The organism is Burkholderia sp. Cy-637 (assembly GCF_011753175.1).
GTDB classification, from domain to species: domain Bacteria; phylum Pseudomonadota; class Gammaproteobacteria; order Burkholderiales; family Burkholderiaceae; genus Burkholderia; species Burkholderia gladioli.
The window spans coordinates 22,618-40,037 of sequence record NZ_VWWC01000052.1; the positions used below are offsets into that span (position 1 = coordinate 22,618).

General features: G+C 67.9%; 23 protein-coding genes and 1 pseudogene. 1 reads left to right on the forward strand and 23 read right to left on the reverse strand.

Annotated features, from left to right (window positions below; all coding sequences use genetic code 11):
* Positions 1-161: 161 nt before the first annotated feature.
* On the reverse strand, positions 162-908 hold the full coding sequence (locus F3J10_RS16070) for a Nif3-like dinuclear metal center hexameric protein (RefSeq protein ID WP_167242464.1): 747 nt from the start codon (positions 906-908) through the stop codon (positions 162-164).
* 21 nt (positions 909-929) lie between these two features.
* On the opposite strand from F3J10_RS16070, the gene F3J10_RS16075 reads away from it, so the two are divergent.
* Complete coding sequence (locus F3J10_RS16075) at positions 930-2,138, forward strand: Do family serine endopeptidase (RefSeq protein WP_013696445.1); 1,209 nt, start codon at positions 930-932, stop codon at positions 2,136-2,138.
* Positions 2,139-2,297: 159 nt separating this feature from the next.
* Here the strand turns inward: F3J10_RS16075 and tatC are convergent, their stop codons facing one another.
* From tatC to F3J10_RS36290, 22 genes and pseudogenes are all read right to left on the reverse strand, one after another.
* A complete protein-coding gene (gene tatC, locus F3J10_RS16080) occupies positions 2,298-3,077 on the reverse strand; it encodes a twin-arginine translocase subunit TatC (protein WP_166913110.1) in 780 nt (259 codons plus the stop codon).
* 47 nt (positions 3,078-3,124) lie between these two features.
* Positions 3,125-3,679 (reverse strand): Sec-independent protein translocase protein TatB, encoded by a 555-nt coding sequence (tatB, locus tag F3J10_RS16085; RefSeq protein WP_013696443.1) that lies wholly within the window; start codon positions 3,677-3,679, stop codon positions 3,125-3,127.
* Positions 3,680-3,705: 26 nt separating this feature from the next.
* Positions 3,706-3,945 (reverse strand): Sec-independent protein translocase subunit TatA, encoded by a 240-nt coding sequence (gene tatA, locus F3J10_RS16090; RefSeq protein ID WP_167242465.1) that lies wholly within the window; start codon positions 3,943-3,945, stop codon positions 3,706-3,708.
* 115 nt (positions 3,946-4,060) lie between these two features.
* Positions 4,061-4,426: a histidine triad nucleotide-binding protein gene (locus F3J10_RS16095; RefSeq protein ID WP_013696441.1), complete on the reverse strand. Its 366-nt coding sequence runs from the start codon at positions 4,424-4,426 to the stop codon at positions 4,061-4,063.
* Positions 4,427-4,451: 25 nt separating this feature from the next.
* Positions 4,452-4,859, reverse strand: a complete 408-nt coding sequence (locus F3J10_RS16100) for a membrane protein (protein ID WP_013696440.1) — start codon at positions 4,857-4,859, stop codon at positions 4,452-4,454.
* A 48-nt stretch (positions 4,860-4,907) separates the two neighbouring features.
* Positions 4,908-5,273: a phosphoribosyl-ATP diphosphatase gene (locus F3J10_RS16105; protein ID WP_025101327.1), complete on the reverse strand. Its 366-nt coding sequence runs from the start codon at positions 5,271-5,273 to the stop codon at positions 4,908-4,910.
* Positions 5,270-5,695: a phosphoribosyl-AMP cyclohydrolase gene (gene hisI / locus F3J10_RS16110; RefSeq protein ID WP_167242466.1), complete on the reverse strand. Its 426-nt coding sequence runs from the start codon at positions 5,693-5,695 to the stop codon at positions 5,270-5,272. The genes F3J10_RS16105 and hisI overlap by 4 nt, the downstream gene beginning before the upstream one ends.
* On the reverse strand, positions 5,695-6,468 hold the full coding sequence (hisF, locus tag F3J10_RS16115) for an imidazole glycerol phosphate synthase subunit HisF (RefSeq protein ID WP_013696437.1): 774 nt from the start codon (positions 6,466-6,468) through the stop codon (positions 5,695-5,697). The genes hisI and hisF overlap by 1 nt, the downstream gene beginning before the upstream one ends.
* Positions 6,469-6,554: 86 nt before the next feature.
* A complete protein-coding gene (hisA, locus tag F3J10_RS16120) occupies positions 6,555-7,310 on the reverse strand; it encodes a 1-(5-phosphoribosyl)-5-[(5-phosphoribosylamino)methylideneamino]imidazole-4-carboxamide isomerase (protein ID WP_025101325.1) in 756 nt (251 codons plus the stop codon).
* Between the two features lie 162 nt (positions 7,311-7,472).
* A complete protein-coding gene (gene hisH / locus F3J10_RS16125; RefSeq protein ID WP_167242467.1) occupies positions 7,473-8,114 on the reverse strand; it encodes an imidazole glycerol phosphate synthase subunit HisH in 642 nt (213 codons plus the stop codon).
* The gene (locus tag F3J10_RS16130) at positions 8,111-8,731 is read right to left on the reverse strand and encodes a MarC family protein (RefSeq protein WP_013696434.1); all 621 of its coding nucleotides are present in this window, start codon (positions 8,729-8,731) and stop codon (positions 8,111-8,113) included. The genes hisH and F3J10_RS16130 overlap by 4 nt, the downstream gene beginning before the upstream one ends.
* Positions 8,732-8,806: 75 nt before the next feature.
* Positions 8,807-9,394, reverse strand: a complete 588-nt coding sequence (gene hisB / locus F3J10_RS16135) for an imidazoleglycerol-phosphate dehydratase HisB (protein WP_017918339.1) — start codon at positions 9,392-9,394, stop codon at positions 8,807-8,809.
* 82 nt (positions 9,395-9,476) lie between these two features.
* On the reverse strand, positions 9,477-10,547 hold the full coding sequence (gene hisC / locus F3J10_RS16140) for a histidinol-phosphate transaminase (RefSeq protein ID WP_167230249.1): 1,071 nt from the start codon (positions 10,545-10,547) through the stop codon (positions 9,477-9,479).
* A 159-nt stretch (positions 10,548-10,706) separates the two neighbouring features.
* Positions 10,707-12,035: a histidinol dehydrogenase gene (gene hisD, locus F3J10_RS16145; protein ID WP_166913112.1), complete on the reverse strand. Its 1,329-nt coding sequence runs from the start codon at positions 12,033-12,035 to the stop codon at positions 10,707-10,709.
* Between the two features lie 41 nt (positions 12,036-12,076).
* The gene (gene hisG, locus F3J10_RS16150; protein WP_017918341.1) at positions 12,077-12,733 is read right to left on the reverse strand and encodes an ATP phosphoribosyltransferase; all 657 of its coding nucleotides are present in this window, start codon (positions 12,731-12,733) and stop codon (positions 12,077-12,079) included.
* The gene (gene murA, locus F3J10_RS16155) at positions 12,730-14,085 is read right to left on the reverse strand and encodes a UDP-N-acetylglucosamine 1-carboxyvinyltransferase (protein WP_167242468.1); all 1,356 of its coding nucleotides are present in this window, start codon (positions 14,083-14,085) and stop codon (positions 12,730-12,732) included. Before murA ends, hisG begins: the two co-directional genes overlap by 4 nt.
* Positions 14,086-14,101: 16 nt before the next feature.
* Positions 14,102-14,341 (reverse strand): BolA family protein, encoded by a 240-nt coding sequence (locus F3J10_RS16160; RefSeq protein WP_013696428.1) that lies wholly within the window; start codon positions 14,339-14,341, stop codon positions 14,102-14,104.
* Positions 14,342-14,361: 20 nt separating this feature from the next.
* The gene (locus tag F3J10_RS16165; protein ID WP_013696427.1) at positions 14,362-15,117 is read right to left on the reverse strand and encodes an ABC transporter permease; all 756 of its coding nucleotides are present in this window, start codon (positions 15,115-15,117) and stop codon (positions 14,362-14,364) included.
* Positions 15,114-16,040, reverse strand: a complete 927-nt coding sequence (locus F3J10_RS16170; RefSeq protein ID WP_025101320.1) for an ABC transporter ATP-binding protein — start codon at positions 16,038-16,040, stop codon at positions 15,114-15,116. The genes F3J10_RS16165 and F3J10_RS16170 overlap by 4 nt, the downstream gene beginning before the upstream one ends.
* A 207-nt stretch (positions 16,041-16,247) precedes the next feature.
* A complete protein-coding gene (locus tag F3J10_RS16175; protein WP_167242469.1) occupies positions 16,248-16,517 on the reverse strand; it encodes an STAS domain-containing protein in 270 nt (89 codons plus the stop codon).
* Positions 16,514-17,140, reverse strand: coding sequence for an ABC transporter substrate-binding protein (locus F3J10_RS16180; protein ID WP_025101318.1), 627 nt, complete (start codon positions 17,138-17,140; stop codon positions 16,514-16,516). The genes F3J10_RS16175 and F3J10_RS16180 overlap by 4 nt, the downstream gene beginning before the upstream one ends.
* Before the next feature lie 109 nt (positions 17,141-17,249).
* Positions 17,250-17,420 (reverse strand): annotated as a pseudogene (locus F3J10_RS36290) (VacJ family lipoprotein); the annotation flags it as partial.

Here is a 17,420-nt window from a genome sequence, read left to right on the forward strand (position 1 = left end):
GCGCGAACGGGGGTCCGATTTTCAAGGCCTGAATCTCGAAATCGACCAGAAGTCATTGATCGACAAGGGTTTTCCCCCATCGCCGATCGATGTTTCCAACTCAGTTGTTAAGCAAACGCTTCATACTGTTTCGTGGGTGCGCCGCCGCATTTCCGCCGCTTTCAGACCGGGTTGGGGATGTCGATGAAGGTGTGCTCCAGGCCGAAATGCTCTGACAAATGGTGGCCCAGCGCCTGGATGCCGTAGCGCTCGGTGGCATGGTGCCCCGCCGCAACGAAGGCCACCCCGCTCTCGGCCGCTGCATGCGTGACGAATTCGGAGGCTTCGCCGGTCAGGAACACGTCGGCGCCGGCCTCGATGGCGGCGTCGAAATAGCTCTGCGCGCCGCCCGTGCACCAGGCCACGCGACGCAGTAGCTGGTCCGCGTCGCCGAGCACCAGCGGCGTGCGCCCCAGCGTGTTCTCCACCTTGGCCGTGAAGTGCTCGAGCGAGACCGCCATCGGCAGGGTCGCCATCCAGCCCAGGCCGTGCTCGCCGAAATAGCTGTCGGCCATCAGGCCGAGCCGAGCGCCGAGCTGCGCGTTGTTGCCGAAATCGGGATGGGCATCGAGCGGCAGGTGGAAGGCGAACAGGTTCAGCTCCTTGGCCAGCAGCAGCTTCAGGCGCTGGTACTTGCGGCCCGTCACCTGCGGCGCCTCGTTGCGCCAGAAATAGCCGTGGTGGACCAGCACCGCGTCGGCCCCCCATTCGACCGCGCGCTCGAGAAAGGCCAGCGAGGCGGTCACGCCGGTGGCGATGCGCTCGATGCGGCGGCGGCCCTCGACCTGCAGCCCGTTCGGGCAGTAGTCCTTGAAGCGCGCAATCTCGAGGGTATTGTTCAAGTACAATTCGAGTTCGATCCGGTCCATATATTCCCCTAATATCTTCAAATGCTTAGACGCTTCTGGCTGTTCTTCGCACAGGCTGTGACGGTACTGCTCGCGCTGATGTTCATCGTCGCGACCCTCAAGCCGCAGTGGCTACAGCGACAGGGGCAACTCGGCAAGCAGCTGGCGGCGCCGATCGTCGCGCTGCGCGAGGTGGCGCCCGGCGTTGGCGGCGCGCCCGCGCAGGCCTCGTATGCGGATGCCGCGCAGAAGGCCATGCCGGCCGTGGTCAACGTGTTCTCGAGCAAGGACGGCTCGCTGCCGCCCGATCCGCGCGCCAAGGACCCGCTGTTCCGCTACTTCTTCGGTGACCGCAATCCGCGCCGGCAGCAGGAGGAGCCCGCCTCGAATCTCGGTTCGGGCGTCATCGTGAGCCCGGAAGGTTACATTCTAACGAACCAGCACGTGGTGGACGGCGCCGACCAGATCGAGGTCGCGCTGGCCGACGGCCGCACCTCGACGGCCAAGGTGATCGGCAACGATCCCGAAACCGACCTGGCCGTACTCAAGATCAACATGACCAACCTGCCGACCATCACCCTGGGCCGTTCGGACCAGGCGCGCGTCGGCGACGTGGTGCTGGCGATCGGCAACCCGTTCGGGGTCGGCCAGACCGTCACGATGGGCATCATCAGCGCGCTCGGCCGCAACCACCTCGGCATCAACACCTTCGAGAACTTCATCCAGACCGACGCGCCGATCAATCCCGGCAACTCGGGCGGCGCCCTGGTCGACGTGAGCGGCAACCTGCTCGGCATCAACACGGCGATCTACTCGCGCTCGGGCGGCTCGCTCGGGATCGGCTTCGCGATCCCCGTGTCGACCGCGCGCACCGTGCTGGAGAGCATCATCACCACCGGCGCCGTCACACGCGGCTGGATCGGCGTCGAGCCGCAGGACCTCACGCCCGAGATCGCCGACTCCTTCGGGCTGCAGCAGAAGAGCGGCGCGATCGTTGCCGGTGTGCTGCAGGGCGGCCCGGCGGACAAGGCCGGCATCAAGCCCGGCGATATCCTGACCACGGTCAACAACGAGCCGATCACCGACACCACGCGCCTGCTCAACGTGGTCGCGCAGATCAAGCCGGGCACGCCGACCCAGGTCGAGGTGGTGCGCAAGACGCGCACGTTCACGGTGACGGTGGTGATCGGCAAGCGCCCGCCGCCGCCCAAGCAGGCGCTCGACGACCAGAACAACGACGACGCGGAGTAAGCGGGGCGCCCGGCACCCGCGGTCGCCAAGGCGGACCCGGCAATGGGCGAGCGAGCCGGCAGCCTCCTCGTCGGAGCGGCCCGCACCAAGCAAAAAGGACAGCCTTCGGCTGTCCTTTTTTCATTGCCCTGAACGGGCCGCGGCGAAAACCTCGCCAGCTCAGCCCGCTGCCTGCGATTCCTCGTCGGCGGCCGGCTTGTTGCCGACGAAGATCCGCGCCGCCAGCAGGCCGATCTCGTAGAGCACCACCAGCGGCAGGGCCAGCATCAACTGCGAGAACACGTCGGGGGGCGTGACCACGGCCGACACCACGAAGGCGCCGACGATCACGTAGGGCCGGATCTCCTTGAGCTTCTTGAGCGGCAGCACGCCCATGCGCACCAGCACCACCACCACCACCGGCACCTCGAAGGTGACCCCGAAGGCGAGGAACATCCCCAGCACGAAGCTCACGTAGTTGTTGATGTCGGTGGACATCTCGGCGCCGAGCGGGGCGTTGTAGTGCGCCATCACGCGAAAGATGGTCGGGAACACCAGGAAGTAGGCGAAGGCCATGCCGCACAGGAACAGGAAGTAGCTGCTGCTCACCAGCGGCATCACCAGCCGCTTCTCGTGCTGGTAGAGGCCCGGGGCCACGAAGGCCCAGATCTGGTAGAGCACGACGGGCAGCGCGATCACCAGCGCTACCAGCATCGTGACCTTCATCGGCACGAAGAACGACCCGGTCACGTCGGTGACGATCATCTTGCCGTCCTTGGGCAGGTTCTGCATCAGCGGCCGCGCCAGCAGCCGGAAGATGTCGGGCGCCCAGTACACCAGCCCGACGAACACCACGAGCACGGCCGCGCCGGCCCGCACCAGGCGGGTACGCAGTTCGACGAGATGGGAGATGAAGGTTTCTTCCCGGGCTTCTTCCGGGTTGTGCTGGGGGTCGCTCACACCGGCCCTCGATGGATGTGATGGGCGCGCGCGATCATCGTGCGCGGTCAGAAGAAACGCGTGGGCCGGCGCAGGCTGGCCGGCTGGTGGCGCGCCACGCGCGCGGCCCCCGACTGCACGTGCGTGCGGCGCGTGGTGGCGCGCTTGTACCAGGTGGGCGTGGCGCTCTGCTTGATGCGCCAGTTGCGGCGCTTGGGCGTGAAGGTGGCGCTGATCGGGCTGCCCTGCCAGGCGTGGGTGGAGCTGTCGTAGGGATCGTAGGACGAGCCCGCCCCGACCGACACGGGCCCCGCCGAGGCGCCCGACTCACCCGAGACGGCCGAACTCCAGGCATCGTTGAGCTCGGTTTCGTGCTGGCGCAGATTGTCGTGGATGGTGGTCTCGACATTGCGCGCCGCGCTCTCGAAGTCGGTCTTCATGGTGCGCAGCGCGTCGAGTTCGATCTCGCGCGACACCTCCGCCTTCACGTCGTTGATATAGCGCTGGGCGCGCCCGAACAGCGCGCCGGCGGTGCGGGCCACGCGCGGCAGGCGCTCGGGACCGAGCACCACCAGCGCGACGACGCCGATCAGCGCCATCTTGGAAAGACCGAGATCGAGCATCGCGGCGTCCTGTCAGCGCGAGGCGATCACGCCTTGTTCGAATCGGAGGAACGCGTCGCTTCCTTCGCGTCGATGTTCACCGTGCCCGTGCGCGGCAGTTGCTGCTGCGCGTCGGCCGGCGTTTCGTCTTCCTGCTTCATGCCGTCCTTGAAACCCTTGACCGCACCGCCGAGGTCGCTGCCGAGATTGCGCAGCTTCTTGGTGCCGAACACCATCACGACGATCACCAAAACGATCAGCCAGTGCCAAATACTCAATCCGCCCATGATGCCACTCTCCTCAACCTCGCCGCCGCGGCGGCGCTAACTGCCGGCGGCGCCGGCATCCGTTACGTTTCCCTTGCGCGGCACGGCGGCATGTGACGCATGCCGCCCGCCCCGTTCAACCCATCCGCTTCCACGGGCGCGGCCCGGCAAGCAGGTGCGCATGCAGGTGGTAGACCTCCTGCCCGCCGCCCGGGCCCGTGTTCAGCACGGTCCGGAAACCCGTTTCGCCACCCGTGTAGGCGCAACCGAGCTGTTCGGCCAGGCGCGCGACGAGGACCAGCATTCTACCAAGCAGCGGCGCGTCTTCCGCGCCCGCCGAGGACAGCGTCGGCAGGTGCCGGCGCGGGATCACCAGCACGTGCGTCTCGGCCGCCGGGTTGATGTCGCGGAACGCGACGAACTCCTCGTCCTCGTGCACCTTGCTGCTCGGGATCTCGCCCGAGGCGATCCTGCAGAACAGGCAGTTCGGATCGTGACTCATCTTGCTCCCGGCGCGCCGCCCGCCCTCAGAACCATGCCTGCGGATCGAGCGGCTTGTTGTCGTTCAGGTACAGCCAGCCCTTGATGATACGGTACAGCGTCCAGACCCAGACCACGCCCAGGATGAAAAATCCGACCACCACGAAGATCAGCGCGAAGCCGATCAGGTAGAGGATCAACGCGCGCCAGAAGGTGCGGATCTGCCACTCGAAATGCGCCTGGTAGCGAGTACCGACCACGTCCGGGCGCTTCACGTAGTTGATGATGATCGCGATCAGCCCGGTGATGCCGCCCGTCAGCCAGTGGATCGCGTACAAACCGTACAACACGTGGGTGAGCGTGCGCAGCGACTGCTCGCGTTCGCTCGACAGGCCGCCGCCCGGATAATTGGCCGGAACCGCTGCGCCACCGGGCTGGATCGAAGGTTCGTCCATGATGCTACCTCCGTTTGATGACATGACCGACACAGGGCGCGAGCGCGCTCAACCCTCGCCTTCCTCGCGCTCGCGGCGCTTGCGCAGCGCCTTCTCCTCGAGGCCCGACAGGCCCTCGCGGCGTTCGAGCTCGGCCAGCACGTCGGCCGGGCTCAGATCGTAATGCGACAGCATCACCAGGCAATGGAACCAGAGATCGGCCACTTCGCCGACCAGCGCCGTGGGCGCGCCGCCCTGGCGCACGTCCTTGGCGGCCAGCACCACCTCGGTGGCTTCCTCGCCGATCTTCTTGAGCACCGCGTCGTCGCCCTTGTGGAACAGGCGCGACACGTAGGACTGCTCGGGATCGCCGCCCTTGCGGCTGTCGATCACGGCCGCCAGGCGCAGCAGGGTGTCGTGGGTGGTCTGCGTCATTTGTAGATGTGCTCGGGATCTTTCAGCACCGGCTCGACCGCGACCCAGTCGCCGCCTTCCACGGTGCCCTCGAATTTCTGGAAAAAGCAGGAATGCCGGCCGGTATGGCAGGCGATGCCCGATACCTGCTCGATCTTGAGCAGCACGACGTCCTCGTCGCAATCGAGCCGGACCTCGTGCACATGCTGCACATGCCCCGATTCCTCGCCCTTGAACCACAGGCGCCGACGCGAACGCGAATAATAAACGGCCCGGCCGGTTTCGACAGTCTTGCTCAGGGCCTCGCGATTCATCCAGGCGAACATCAGCACGTCGTTGCTGCCGAGCTCCTGCGCGATCACCGGCACCAGGCCGTCATCGTCCCAGCGGACCTTGTCGAGCCAGACCGGCTGCGGCGCCGCCTGGGTGCTTTGCGTGGTCATCAGAGCCTCACCGGAATGCCGCGACCGGCCATGAAGCGCTTCGCCTCGCCGACCGTGTGTTCGCCGTAGTGGAAGATGCTGGCGGCCAGCACCGCGTCGGCGCGGCCGTCGACGATGCCGTCGGCCAGGTGCTGCAGCGAGCCGACGCCGCCCGAGGCGATCACCGGCACCGGCACCGCGTCGGACACGCCGCGCGTGAGCGCCAGGTCGAAGCCGGACTTGGTGCCGTCGCGATCCATGCTGGTCAGCAGGATCTCGCCCGCGCCGAGCTCGGCCATCTTGCGGGCCCACTCGATCGCGTCGAGCCCGGTGCCCTTGCGCCCGCCGTGGGTGAAGACTTCCCAGCGCGGCGCCTCGCCCTCGCCCGACACGCGCTTGGCGTCGATCGCCACCACGATGCACTGCGAGCCGTACTTGCCGGCCGCGTCGGCCACCAGTTGCGGATTGGCGACCGCCGAGGAGTTCATGCTGACCTTGTCGGCGCCGGCGTTGAGCAGGCGCCGCACGTCCTCGACGGCGCGCACGCCGCCGCCCACCGTCAGCGGGATGAAGACCTGCGAGGCGACCGCCTCGATGATCGGCAGGATCAGGTCGCGCTGGTCGGAGGTGGCGGTGATGTCGAGGAAGGTGAGTTCGTCGGCGCCCTGGTCGTCGTAGCGCCGCGCGATTTCGACGGGGTCGCCCGCGTCGCGCAGTTCGACGAAATTGACGCCCTTCACGACGCGCCCGGCGGTCACGTCGAGACAGGGGATGATGCGTTTAGCTAGAGCCATGATCTTGCACAAGTGCCGCAGGTAAGGCCGCCCGCGTCGGCGGGCGGCTCGGGCGAAGACGCGGGCGGTGATCCGCCGCGAGCGGATCAGGCGTCGTCGAGTTCGCCGTTCAGTTCGTCGGCGCGCCGTTGCGCGACCGAAAAGTCGAGATCGCCGGAGTAGATCGCGCGGCCGCAGATCACGCCCTCGACCCCCTCGCCTTCCACCTCGCAGAGCTGCTCGATGTCGTTGAGGTTCGACAGGCCGCCGCTGGCGATCACCGGAATGCCGACCGCCTGCGCGAGCTTGACGGTCGCCTCGATGTTGATGCCCTGGAGCATGCCGTCGCGGCCGATGTCGGTATAGACGATCGATTCGACGCCGTAGTCCTCGAACTTGCGGGCCAGGTCGATCACCTCGTGGCCGGTCAGCTTGCTCCAGCCGTCGGTGGCGACCTTGCCGTCCTTCGCGTCGAGGCCGACGATGATGCTGCCGGCGAAGGCGGTGCAGGCATCCTGCAGGAAGCCCGGGTCCTTCACGGCGGCGGTGCCGATGATCACGTAGGACAGGCCCGCGTCGAGGTACTTCTCGATGGTCTCCAGGCTGCGGATGCCGCCGCCCAGTTGCACCGGGATCTCGTCGCCGACCTCGGCGAGGATCGCCTCGATCGCCTCGAGGTTCTTCGGCTTGCCCGCGAACGCGCCGTTCAGGTCGACCAGATGGAGGCGCCGCGCGCCGAGATCGACCCATTTGCGGGCCATCGCCGCCGGGTCCTCGGAGAAAATCGTCGCCTGGTCCATATCGCCCTGTTTGAGGCGCACACATTGACCGTCTTTAAGATCGATGGCCGGAATCAGCAGCATAGCTATCGGAAGTCGTCTGGAAAAAGGAGGGGGGACGCGCCATTGCCGGCCGAACCGGCACCGCGCCGTTTGCTAGTTTAGTACAAGTCTTTCAGGGTTTTGACGCGCGAGCCCCGCAGCACGGGCATTCTGGGCCCATCCGGCGTGGCGGCCGCGCGACGCTCAGGGCTGCCAGTGCACGAAATTGCGGTACAGCCGCAGCCCGACCTCGGCGCTTTTCTCCGGGTGAAATTGGGTCGCGAAGATATTGTCGCGCGCCACCGCCGACACGAAGGGCTCGCCGTAAGGGGTTTCGCCGGCCGCGTGGGCACGATCGGCGGGCTCCACGTAGTAGCTGTGCACGAAGTAGAAGAAGGCCTCGTCGGGCACGCCGTCCCACAACGGGTGGGCCAGGGTCTGGCGCACGCGGTTCCAGCCCATCTGGGGCACCTTGTAGCGCGAGCCGTCGTCCTGCAGCCGGCCTTCCAGGTCGAAGCGCAGCACCTTGCCCGGCAGCAGGCTCAGGCCCGGCGTGTCGCCCTCGGCGCTCCAGTCGAACAGCATCTGCTCGCCCACGCACACGCCCAGCAGCGGCTTGCTGCGCGAGGCCTCGATCACCGCCTCCTGCAGCCCCGATTCGCCCAGGCAGCGCATGCAGTCGGGCATCGCGCCCTGGCCCGGCAGCACCACGCGGTCGGCCGCGCGGATCTGCTCGGGGCGATCGACGATCGCCACCTCGGCTTCCGGCCCCGCCTTCCTCAGCGCCTGGGCCACCGAACGCAGGTTGCCCATTCCATAATCCACAATCGCAATCGAAGTTTTCATTTCAGTGCAGGCAGTAACGCCTTCAGTCCGTCGACGATGAACTCCACCGCCAGCGCCGACAACATCAATCCCATCAGCCGCGTCGCAATATTAATGCCGGTGCGGCCGATCCAGTGCGCGATCGGCTCGGCCAGCCGCATCGCGACGAAACAGAGGCCCGCGATCACCGCGCCGATCGCGATCAGGCCCAGCCGGTCGTACCAGTGCGCGGCATTGGCCGAGTAGACGATCACCGTGCTGATCGAGCCGGGGCCGGTCAGGAGCGGGATCGCGAGCGGCACCACCGCCACGCTGTTCTTCGACTCGGCCTCGTCGCGCTCCTCGGGGGTGGAGCGCGCGTTGCCCATCTGCGCGTTCAGCATGTTGATCGCCATCAGCAGCATGATGATGCCGCCGCCCACCTCCAGCGAGCCCACCGAGATCCCGAAGAAGCGGATGATCTGCTGGCCCAGCAGGGTCGTCACGACGATCACGAAGAACACCGAGACCGCCGCGATGCGCACCGTGCGGCGCCGCTCCTCGTCGCCCTGCGAGGCCGTCAGGCTCAGGAAGAACGGCACCGCGCCGAGCGGGTTGATCAGCGCGAGCAGCGAGATGAACGATTTGAGCAGGTCCATGGACGGGCCGCATGGCGAACGGGCGAATCGAAAGCCCGGCGAGGCCGTCTGGCGGCTCGCCGGGCGCGCATTCGATCAGAGGCTGCCCTTGGTCGACGGGATCTGGCCGGCGGCGCGCTCGTCGAGCTCGACCGCCATGCGCAGCGCGCGGCCGAAGGCCTTGAACACGGTCTCGAGCTGATGATGCGCGTTGATGCCGCGCAGATTGTCGATGTGCAGCGTGACGCCGGCATGGTTCACGAAGCCGCGGAAGAACTCGATCGACAGGTCCACGTCGAAGGTGCCGATCCGCGCGCGCGTGAACGGCACGTGGAATTCCAGGCCGGGACGACCCGAGAAGTCGATCACCACGCGCGACAGCGCCTCGTCGAGCGGCACGTAGGAATGGCCGTAGCGGCGGATCCCCTTGCGCTCGCCGATCGCCTTCGCGACCGCCTGGCCGAGCGTGATGCCGACATCCTCCACCGTGTGGTGGTCGTCGATATGGGTATCGCCATGCGCTTCGATGTCGAGATCGATGAGACCATGGCGCGCGATCTGGTCGAGCATATGGTCGAGGAACGGCACGCCGGTGGCCAGCTTCTGCTGGCCCGTGCCGTCGAGATTGATCTTCACACGGATCTGCGTTTCGCTGGTATTGCGAACGACTTCCGCCACACGCATGGTGATTCCTTGAAATGGCTGAGGTAAAGGGGGCGAGATGGTGCCGGCGCCAACCGAACGATGCCGGGCGCGCCGGCCCGGTTCAGTGCAGCACCCGCCGCAGCGCGGCGAGCAGCAGGTCGTTCTCGTCAGGAGAACCGACGGTCAAACGCACGCAATTCGCGAGCAATGGGTGCATTTTACTCACGTTTTTGATCAATACCCGCTCGGTCAATAACGACTCGAACAGCGCGCCGGCGTCGGGCACGCGCACCAGCAGGAAATTGCCGGCGCTCGGGAACACCGCGGCGCCCGGCAGCGCGGCCAGCGCCTGCGCCAGCCGCCCGCGCTCGGCGCGCAGCTCGGCGGCCTGCGCGTCGAGCACGTCGAGGTGGTCGAGCAGGTAGTCGACCGCCGCCTGGGTCAGTACGTTGACGTTGTAGGGCGGGCGCACCTTGTCGAATTCGGCCAGCCAGGCCGGCGCGCCGGCCAGGTAGCCGAGCCGCACGCCGGCCAGGCCCATCTTCGAGACCGTGCGCATCACCACCACGTTGTCGAATTCGGGCACGCGCGCGAGCCAGCTGCGCTCGGCGAAGGGCTGGTAGGCCTCGTCGATCACCACCAGGCTGGTGCCGGCCGCCGCGATGATGCGGGCGACGTCCTCGTCGCCATAGAGCGTGCCGGTGGGATTGTTCGGGTAGGCCAGGTGGATCAGCGCCGGACGGTGCTCGGCGATCGCCGCGAGCATCGCCTCGATATCGAGGGACATATCCTCGCGCAGCGGCACGCCGACGAAGTCGAGCCCGGCGAAGCGCGCGTACTGCTCGACCATCACGAAACCCGGCACCGGCATCAGCACGCTCGCGCCGGGCTTGGCGCAGGCGATGCAGAGGATGCTGATCAACTCGTCCGAACCGTTGCCGAGCATCACATCGAGCTCGGCCGGAATCCCCATCGCCGCGCGCAGCTTGTCGATCAGCGCGAGCGGGCGCGGCGGCGGATAGCGGTTCAGCGCGACCTGCGCGAGCCGTTCGCCGAGCCCGGCGGCCAGCGGCGCGGGCAGCGGATACGGGTTCTCCATCGCGTCGAGCTTCACGAAGCCGGTCGCGTCCGGCACCGGGTAACCCGTCATCGCGAGCACGTCGGGACGGATGATGTCTTGAGGCGTCGTCATGGTGTGCACGGCGTGCTTGGCGCCGTTCCTTGCCGCGGCCGGTCGAGGCGGGCCGCCTGTGGGGTGCTGCGGGTCTCGTCGCGTGGGGTGGCGCCAGCTTCGGTGCGAGCCGCCGCCTGGTACGCCGCGACCGCGCCGGCCAGGCCGGCGCGGCCGTCGTCAGTGGTTGCCGTGGTGGCGCATCCGGTATTCGGCGCTGCGCGCATGCGCCTGCAGGCCTTCGCCGTAGGCCAGCTCGGAGGCGATCTCGCCGAGCGTCTGCGCGCCCTCGGCGCTGACCTCGATCAGGCTGGAGCGCTTGATGAAATCGTAGACGCCCAGCGGCGAGGAGAAGCGCGCGGTGCGCGAGGTCGGCAGCACGTGGTTCGGGCCCGCGCAGTAGTCGCCCAGGCTCTCGCTGGTGTAGCGGCCGAGGAAGATCGCGCCGGCGTGGCGGATCTGCTTGCCCCATTGCTGCGGCTCGAGCGCGGAGATCTCCAGGTGCTCGGGCGCGATGTCGTTGGCGATCCGGCAGGCCTCGGCCATGTCGCGCACCTTGACCAGCGCGCCGCGCCCTTCCAGCGAGGCGCGGATCACGGCCTCGCGCGGCATGCTCGGCAGCAGCTCGCCGATCGCCTTCTCGACGCGCTCGATGAAGGCCGCGTCGGGGCACAGCAGGATCGATTGCGCGAGCTCGTCGTGCTCGGCCTGCGAGAACAGGTCCATCGCCACCCAGTGCGGATCGGTGGTGCCGTCGCAGATCACCAGGATCTCGGAGGGCCCGGCGATCATGTCGATGCCGACCGTGCCGAACACGCGGCGCTTGGCCGAGGCCACATAGGCATTGCCCGGGCCGCAGATCTTGTCGACCGCCGGCACGGTTTCGGTGCCGTAGGCGAGCGCGGCCACCGCCTGCGCGCCGCCGATGGTGAACACGCGATCGACGCCGCCCAGGTAGGCCGCGGCCAGCACCAGCTCGTTGCTCACGCCGTCGGGGGTGGGCACCACCATCACGATCTCGCCGACCCCGGCGACCCGCGCCGGAATCGCGTTCATCAGCACCGAGGATGGATAGGCGGCCTTGCCGCCCGGCACGTAGAGGCCGACTCGGTCGAGCGGCGTGACCTTCTGGCCCAGCACCGTGCCATCCGATTCGGTGTACTGCCAGCTATGGCTGCCGCACTCGAGCTTCTGCTTCTCGTGGTAGCCGCGCACGCGCGCGGCGGCCGCCTCCAGCGCCGCGCGGCGCTTGGGCTCGAGCCCTTCCAGGGCGGCTTCCAGCGCGTCCTGGCGCAGCTCCAGCGCGGCCACGCTGGCGGCCTGCAGGCGGTCGAAGCGGTTCGTGTAGTCGAGCACGGCCGCGTCGCCGCGCGCCTTCACGTCGGCCAGGATGGCCGCGACCGAGCGCTCGATCGCGTCGTCCTCGCTCGCCTCGAACGCGAGCACCGCACGCAGGTCGGCCGCGAACCCTTCGCGGCTGGAATCGAGTTTGCGAATCTTGATAGACATGATGCTTCCGTTCCGGTGATGCGCCGGGGGCCTCGGGGCGGTCAGGCCCCGCCCTGCTTCGACGCGCGTTCGAACGCGTCGAGGATCGGCTTGAGCGCGGCGCGCTTCAACTTCAGCGCGGCCTGGTTCACGACGAGGCGCGAGGAGATCGGCATGATCTCCTCCACCTCGACCAGATGGTTCGCCTTGAGCGTATTGCCCGAGCTGACCAGGTCGACGATCGCGTCGGCCAGGCCGACCAGCGGCGCCAGCTCCATCGAGCCGTACAGCTTGATCAGGTCGACGTGCACGCCCTTGGCGGCGAAGTGCTCGCGCGCGGTGGCCACGTACTTGGTGGCCACCCGCAGCCGCGCGCCCTGGCGCACCGCGTTGGCATAGTCGAAGCCGTCCTGCACCGCCACCGACATCCGGCAGCGCGCGATGCCCAGGTCGATCGGCTGGTAGAGCCCGCCGCCGCCGTGCTCGATCAGCACGTCCTTGCCGGCCACGCCGAAATCGGCCGCGCCGTATTCGACATAGGTGGGCACGTCGGTGGCGCGCACGATGATCACGCGCACGTTCGGGTCGTTGGTCGGCAGGATCAGCTTGCGCGACGATTCCGGATCCTCGGCGACCTGGATGCCCGCGGCCGCCAGCAGCGGCACGGTTTCCTCGAAGATACGCCCTTTCGAGAGCGCGAGGGTCAGGGGTGCGGTCATGCGGGACTCCCGGTGAGACGGCGCACGTCGGCGCCTACGGCGTTCAGCTTGGCTTCCATCCGATCATAGCCGCGATCGAGATGGTAAATACGGTCGATGACGGTCTCGCCGTCGGCGCACAGGCCCGCGATCACGAGGCTGGCCGAGGCGCGCAGGTCGGTGGCCATCACCGCGGCGCCCGACAGCCGCGCCACGCCGGTGACCAGCGCGGTATTGCCGTCCACCACGATGTCCGCGCCGAGCCGGTTGAGCTCCTGCACGTGCATGAAGCGGTTCTCGAAGATGGTCTCGACCACGTGCGCGCTGCCCTCGGCCACCGCGTTCAGGGTCATGAACTGCGCCTGCATGTCGGTCGGGAAGGCCGGGTATTCCGAGGTGCGGATCGCCACCGCGGCGGGCCGCCGGTCCATCCGCACACGCAGCGTGTCGGCCTGCTCCTCGAGCACGGCGCCAGTCTCGCGCAGCTTGCCGAGCACCGCGTCGAGCAGGTTGGCACGCATGCCGCGCAGCGTGACGTCGCCGCCGGCGGCCGCCACCGCGCACAGGAAGGTGCCGGCCTCGATGCGGTCGGGCACCACCGCGTGGCTCGCGCCGTGCAGGCGCTCGACGCCCTGGATCACCAGCCGGTCGGTGCCGATCCCGTCGATCCGCGCGCCCATCTTCACCAGCAGGTTGGCCAGGTCCGTCACCTCGGGCTCGCGCGCGGCGTTCTCGAGGATGGTTTCGCCCTCGGCCAGCACCGCGGCCATCAGCAGGTTCTCGGTGCCCGTCACGGTGATCATGTCGGTGACGATGCGCGCGCCCTTCAGGCGCGTGGCGCGGGCCTCGATGTAGCCGTGCTCGATGCTGATCTCGGCGCCCATCGCCTGCAGGCCCTTGATGTGCTGGTCGACCGGACGCGCGCCGATCGCGCAGCCGCCCGGCAACGACACCTTCGCATAGCCGAAGCGCGCCACCAGCGGGCCCAGCACCAGGATCGAGGCGCGCATGGTCTTGACCAGCTCGTAGGGCGCGACCGGCTCGCCCACGTTCGCCGCGTCGAGCACCACGCGCGCGCCGTCCACCTCGCTCGTCACGCCCATCCCGCCCAGCAGGGCCAGCATGGTGCGCACGTCCTGCAGGTCGGGCACGTTGTCGAGCCGCAGCGGCTCGGCGCTCAGGAGGCTGGCGCAGAGGATCGGCAGGGCCGCGTTCTTCGCGCCCGACACCTGGATCTCGCCGGCCAGGCGGCGCCCGCCCGTCAATACCAGCCGCTCCCCCTGCCCGTGCGAAACCCGGCCGGCGGCCGGGTCGATAGCCGGGCTCGTCGCGACGCTCTGGACCGCGTCGCGTTCTTTTACTGAAACTTGCACGAAGTTCGTCCGTTCTTTATGCGTTCTGCCATTCGGCGGGCGTCAGCGTCTTCATGCTGAGAGCGTGGATTTCTTGCTTCATGCGGTCGCCGAGCGCCGCGTAGACCAGCTGATGGCGCTGGATCGGCCGCTTGCCCTCGAATTCGGCCGACACGATGGTCGCGAAGAAATGCTGGCCGTCGCCTTCGACTTCCAGATGCGTGCAGGCGAGACCGCCCGCGATGTATTGCTTGACCTGCTCGGGAGTCGGCAACATGAAAAAGGCTCCAGTCGATATCAGTGACGCAGCTTGTAGCCGGTGGCCAGGAGCCGCATCGCGACCAGCGCGAGCAGCACGAAGAAACCGGCGACGATAGCGAGGCTCCGCAGCGGATCGATGTCGGAGACACCGAAGAAGCCGTAGCGGAACCCGTCGATCATGTAGAAAAAGGGATTCAGGCGCGACACCTCGCGCCACACGGGCGGCAGCGAGTGGGTCGAATAGAACACGCCGGACAGGAAGGTCAGCGGCATGATCAGGAAGTTCTGGAAGGCGGCGAGCTGGTCGAACTTCTCGGCCAGGATCCCGGCGATCAGGCCGAGCGTGCCGAGGATGGCCGAGCCGAACAGCGCGAACAGCAGGATGAACAGCGGCGCGGCGAAACCGACCGGGATGAACCAGATGGTCACCACGAACACCCCCAGCCCGACCGCCAGCCCGCGCACCACGGCGGCCAGCACGTAGGCCGAGAAGATCTCGGCGTAGGACAGCGGCGGCAGCAGCATGAACACCAGGTTGCCGGTGATCTTCGACTGGATCAGCGAGGAGGAGCTGTTGGCGAAGGCGTTCTGCAGCACGCTCATCATCACCAGGCCCGGCACCAGGAAGCTCACGTATTCCACGCCGGGATACACGTTGACGCGGCCCGACAGCGCGTGGCCGAAGATCGTCAGGTACAGCAGCGCGGTCACCACCGGCGCGAGCACGGTCTGGAACGACACCTTCCAGAACCGCAGGAGTTCCTTGTAGAACAGCGTGCGAAAACCGCTCATGCCAGACCCTCGATCACGTCTGCCCCGTTCATCACCTGGACGAACACGTCCTCGAGGTCGGCCTTGCGCACCTCGATCTCCTCGAATGCACAGCCCGCCGCGCGGCAGGCCGACAGGATGCGCTCCACCTCGTCGTAGTTGGTGAGGCGCAGCAGGTGCTCGCGCGCGCCGGTCGGCGCCGGCTCGCTGGCCAGCGTGCGCAGCTCGGCGGGCAGCTCGCCCTGCGACAGGCGCAGGTAGAGCTGCAGCCCGGCGAAGCGGCGCAGCAGCGCGTCGGTGCGATCGAGCGCCACCACCTCGCCGCGTCGCAGCATCGCGATGCGATCGCAGAGCGACTCGGCTTCCTCGAGATAGTGGGTGGTCAGCACGATGGTGTGGCCTTCGCGGTTCAGGCGCGAGATGAACTTCCAGAGCGTCTGGCGCAGTTCGACGTCCACGCCCGCGGTCGGCTCGTCGAGCACGATCACCGGCGGGCGGTGCACCAGCGCCTGCGCGACCAGCACGCGGCGCTTCATGCCGCCCGACAGCGCGCGCATGTTGGCGTCTGCCTTCTCGGTCAGGTCGAGGTTGGCCATCACCTCGTCGATCCAGTCGTCGTTGCGGCGCAGGCCGAAATAGCCGGACTGGATGCGCAGCGTCTCGCGCACCGAGAAGAACGGATCGAACACCAGCTCCTGCGGCACCACCCCGAGCGCGCGCCGCGCGCCGCGGAAGTCGTTCACCACGTCGTGGCCGCGCACCGAGATACTGCCTTCGTCGGCGCGGGCGAGCCCGGCGAGGATGCTGATGAGCGTGGTCTTGCCGGCGCCGTTCGGCCCGAGCAGGCCGAAGAACTCGCCCTCCTCGACGGACAGGCTGACGCCCTTGAGCGCCTGAAGCGAGGCATAGCGCTTCTTGACGTTGCGGATTTCTATGGCTGACATGACTGAGCGCGGCACCTGAGCGCCGGGACGCCGGATTCTGGTCGTTGGAAACGAATGGGGAAAATGGGGGCCGATTGGACGCCCCGCAAAACGGTTGATTATAGGGCAAACCGGCGGGGCGGTCCGAGGCGGCAAACCCGCATCGGGAGGGGGCATCGCAGGCGCGGGTCGGCGCGGGCCGGCCCGGGTGCGATTCTCAGGCGAGCGTCAATGTCGCTCGGCGAGGAGGGTGTCGATGCCGTAGGCGCGCGCCAGGCTGGCGAGCTTGTCCGGCAGGTTGAGGATGTCGAGCCGCGCGCCGCGCGCCTGGGCGGCGCGCTGCCAGGCGAGCAGCACCGCCAGCGCGGCCGAGTCGAACTGCGCGAGCGCCGCGCAGTCGACCGCGTTCGCGCCGGCGGCGATCCGGCCGAGGCCCTCGTCGAGCGCGGCCTTCGCGCTCGTGTGGGTCAGGGTGGCGCCGGTCGCGAACTGGCTCACGATGCCTTGCCGCCGGCCAGTTGCTGGTTGCGCTCGGTCAGGAACTTGATCAGGCCGTCCACGCCGCTTTGCTGGATCTTCTCGTTGAACTGCTGCTGGTAGGTCTGGATCAGCCAGGCGCCGAGCACGTTCAGGTCATACACGCGCCAGCCTTGCGGCGACTTGTACAGGCGATAGTCGATCTGGGCCGGCTGGCCGTTGGTCTGCGCCAGCGTGCGCACCACCACGTCGGTGGCGCCCGGATCGGCGCGGAACGGCGGGTACTGGATCTGCTGGTCCGGCTTGAGCTGGGCCAGCGCGCCGGCGTAGGTGCGGATCAGCAGCATCTTGAACTGCTCGATCACCTGCTGCTGCTGGTCGGGCGTGGCGGCGCGCCAGTTGCGGCCCATCACGATCTGCGTGGTGCGGCGGAAATCGACGTACGGGAGGATGTCGCGATTGACGATGTCGGTCACGCGGCCGATGTCGTTCGGCTTGATCGACTGCGTGCGCACTTCGTTGAGCACCTGCTCGGTGGCGGTCTTGATCAGCGCCTGCGGGTTCGACTGGTCGACCTGCGCTTGGGCCGCGCTGCCGAACGAGAAGAAGGCGGCGGCGACGGGGATCAGAAACAGTTTTTTCATGGCTATGTCCTGCAGAGTGAGTCGGTGCGTCATTTTGAACCGACGACGGGGTGCAAGTTGCATCCGTCGCCGTCACAAACGTTTCCGGCTGTAACGAACCGGGGCCGGATCAGTGCAGCCGCAGGCTGGGCCAGTGCAGGCCGTTCGGCGAGGGCGGCACGACGTTCTGGGCCGGCACGTGGGTCGCGCTGGAGGGATCCGGCGCGGCGGCGGCCGACGAGGCGGCATCCGCGCCCGAGGCCGGGGCGGCAGGGGCCGCGCCGGCGCCCGACACCGCGGC

What these genes read in the sequence shown, in the direction of transcription:
- F3J10_RS16070 (WP_167242464.1), bottom strand. Translation starts at nt 908, where the DNA reads ATGGACCGGATCGAACTCGAATTGTACTTGAACAATACCCTCGAGATT.
- F3J10_RS16075 (WP_013696445.1), top strand. Translation starts at nt 930, where the DNA reads ATGCTTAGACGCTTCTGGCTGTTCTTCGCACAGGCTGTGACGGTACTG.
- tatB (WP_013696443.1), bottom strand. Translation starts at nt 3,679, where the DNA reads ATGCTCGATCTCGGTCTTTCCAAGATGGCGCTGATCGGCGTCGTCGCG.
- tatA (WP_167242465.1), bottom strand. Translation starts at nt 3,945, where the DNA reads ATGGGCGGATTGAGTATTTGGCACTGGCTGATCGTTTTGGTGATCGTC.
- F3J10_RS16095 (WP_013696441.1), bottom strand. Translation starts at nt 4,426, where the DNA reads ATGAGTCACGATCCGAACTGCCTGTTCTGCAGGATCGCCTCGGGCGAG.
- F3J10_RS16100 (WP_013696440.1), bottom strand. Translation starts at nt 4,859, where the DNA reads ATGGACGAACCTTCGATCCAGCCCGGTGGCGCAGCGGTTCCGGCCAAT.
- F3J10_RS16105 (WP_025101327.1), bottom strand. Translation starts at nt 5,273, where the DNA reads ATGACGCAGACCACCCACGACACCCTGCTGCGCCTGGCGGCCGTGATC.
- hisI (WP_167242466.1), bottom strand. Translation starts at nt 5,695, where the DNA reads ATGACCACGCAAAGCACCCAGGCGGCGCCGCAGCCGGTCTGGCTCGAC.
- hisF (WP_013696437.1), bottom strand. Translation starts at nt 6,468, where the DNA reads ATGGCTCTAGCTAAACGCATCATCCCCTGTCTCGACGTGACCGCCGGG.
- hisA (WP_025101325.1), bottom strand. Translation starts at nt 7,310, where the DNA reads ATGCTGCTGATTCCGGCCATCGATCTTAAAGACGGTCAATGTGTGCGC.
- hisH (WP_167242467.1), bottom strand. Translation starts at nt 8,114, where the DNA reads ATGAAAACTTCGATTGCGATTGTGGATTATGGAATGGGCAACCTGCGT.
- F3J10_RS16130 (WP_013696434.1), bottom strand. Translation starts at nt 8,731, where the DNA reads ATGGACCTGCTCAAATCGTTCATCTCGCTGCTCGCGCTGATCAACCCG.
- hisB (WP_017918339.1), bottom strand. Translation starts at nt 9,394, where the DNA reads ATGCGTGTGGCGGAAGTCGTTCGCAATACCAGCGAAACGCAGATCCGT.
- hisC (WP_167230249.1), bottom strand. Translation starts at nt 10,547, where the DNA reads ATGACGACGCCTCAAGACATCATCCGTCCCGACGTGCTCGCGATGACG.
- hisD (WP_166913112.1), bottom strand. Translation starts at nt 12,035, where the DNA reads ATGTCTATCAAGATTCGCAAACTCGATTCCAGCCGCGAAGGGTTCGCG.
- hisG (WP_017918341.1), bottom strand. Translation starts at nt 12,733, where the DNA reads ATGACCGCACCCCTGACCCTCGCGCTCTCGAAAGGGCGTATCTTCGAG.
- F3J10_RS16160 (WP_013696428.1), bottom strand. Translation starts at nt 14,341, where the DNA reads ATGTTGCCGACTCCCGAGCAGGTCAAGCAATACATCGCGGGCGGTCTC.
- F3J10_RS16165 (WP_013696427.1), bottom strand. Translation starts at nt 15,117, where the DNA reads ATGAGCGGTTTTCGCACGCTGTTCTACAAGGAACTCCTGCGGTTCTGG.
- F3J10_RS16170 (WP_025101320.1), bottom strand. Translation starts at nt 16,040, where the DNA reads ATGTCAGCCATAGAAATCCGCAACGTCAAGAAGCGCTATGCCTCGCTT.
- F3J10_RS16180 (WP_025101318.1), bottom strand. Translation starts at nt 17,140, where the DNA reads ATGAAAAAACTGTTTCTGATCCCCGTCGCCGCCGCCTTCTTCTCGTTC.